General features: G+C 67.4%; 2 protein-coding genes. Both read right to left on the bottom strand.

Going from position 1 to position 1,832, the window contains the following annotated elements:
* Positions 1-549: hypothetical protein (locus NF876_RS29215; RefSeq protein WP_262271823.1), on the bottom strand; the 549-nt coding region annotated here is incomplete at its 3' end.
* Between the two features lie 113 nt (positions 550-662).
* Positions 663-1,550, bottom strand: a complete 888-nt coding sequence (locus NF876_RS29220; protein WP_173947428.1) for a LysR family transcriptional regulator — start codon at positions 1,548-1,550, stop codon at positions 663-665.
* Positions 1,551-1,832 lie beyond the last annotated feature (282 nt).

Consider the following 1,832-nt stretch of genomic DNA (forward strand, 5'->3'; position numbering starts at 1 on the left):
GCCCGTGCGGTCGTGATGTCCGAGCATGGCCGCTCCCTCCGTGCCGCTCTTCGTCCAGTTGCCGCAGGTCATGTCCTGGCTGCCCGCGAAGGCGGTGCCGTCGGGCTGCGAACCGGTGAGCATGTCGTGCTCGTTGGGCTGGTCGCCGCGGCCTTTCACCGGCTCGCCCTTCTCGGTCAGCGCCGTCTGCTTGGTGAGATTGTTGCCGGCGCCGTGCAGATCCGCCACGTCCTTGGCGATCACCACGCCCTTGGCGTTCTGCCAGGGACCCCGGCCGATGCGGTCCTTCGCATTGGTGGCCGTCGCGCCGCCCGTCGCCTGCGTGGAGAGATAGGCCCGCCACATCTTGCCGCGAATGCCCGCGGCCTCCGCCAGAGTCTGGCAATGCCGGTCCGCGCCGTCCAGCCCGCCGAGATCCGCGCCCTTGCCGGAGCCGGTGCTGGTCACGAAGAACGTGGTGCCCTGGGCGCTCTGGGCTTGCGCGCCGCCCAGGGGGGCGACGGCCACGAGGCCGATGGCGATAAGCGATAGGCGGTCCAATCCCTGCATTGCGTCCTCCTTGCTGGTGTCCTGCCGCGCTGTGCGGGCGAACGGTCGTAGAGACGCTTCAGCCGGAGAATTATTCCCTGTTCACGGCGTTGTGAGGATGGCCGGGACATGGATCAAGCCTCCTTGCGCAAATGCTCCACCAATTGCCGCGCCGAAGGCGGCAGGTCTTTCAGGGCGCGAATGCACAGGGTGAGGTCGCGGGCCGCCCAGGCGTCCTCCAGTTCGACCGGAATGATGTCTGTGGTGCGGGCGGCGCGGCGGGCGGTGGTCTCGGGCACGATGCCGAGGCCCACGCCCGCCTCCACCATGCGGCAGACGGCGTCGAAGCTCCTCAGCTGCACCCGCAGGCGGATCGGCTTGCCGATGCGCGTCGCCTTGCCGGCGAGGAAGCGCTGGAGGGCGCTTGCCCGGTCGAGGCCGACGAAATCGTGCTCCAGCACCTCGGCGAAGGGAATGCTGGCGCGGACGGCCAGAGAATGGCTTTTCGGCACCACGAGCACGAATCGGTCGCTGCGGAACGGGTAGGTCTCCAGCCGGCCCGTATCGACGGTGCCGGCCACGATGCCGAGATCCCCGACGCCCTCCGCGATCAGGCCGACGATCTCGTCGCTGAGGCGCTCCTCCAGGTCGATGGAGACCTGCGGGTGCTCGGCCAGGAAGGCGCCGAGGGCCTCGGGCAGGAACTCCGTGAGGGCATTGGTGTTGGAGAGGATCCGGATCTGTCCGGTCAATCCGCCCGTGTAGGAGCCCAAATCCTCCCGCAGGCGCTCCGCCTGGGCGAGGAGGGTGCGGGCATGTTGGAGCAGGGTCCGGCCGGCTGGCGTCGGAGTCACGCCGGCGCGGGTTCGCAGAAGGAGGGGAGCGCCGAGGGACTTTTCCATGTTGCGGATGCGGGTGCTTGCCGCCGCCAGCGCCAGATGGGCCCGTTCGGCCCCGTGGGTGATACTGCCGGCCTCGACGACGTGGCGGAAGAGGCTCAGGTCCGTCAAATCGAATTGCATAGGTTTCCTTCGTCAACCGCGAAGGGAGATAAGAATAATTAGAAATTGTGCGATAAGCGAGCCTAGAGCAAACTTCGCGGCTGACGAAGTGTGCCGGTTGCCGCGCGTTCGGCAGAAGGTGCATTGCGGTGTTGCCGCGCTTCCGTTACGAACCATTCCAAACTACGGGCGGCCGACGTCGCCGATCAGGAGTGAACACCATGGCTGAGGCGAAAGTGGCCCCGCGGCCCCTGTCCCCGCATCTTCAGATCTACCGGTGGAGCTGGACGATGGCGATGTCCG

Source organism: Microvirga yunnanensis, from assembly GCF_025460875.1.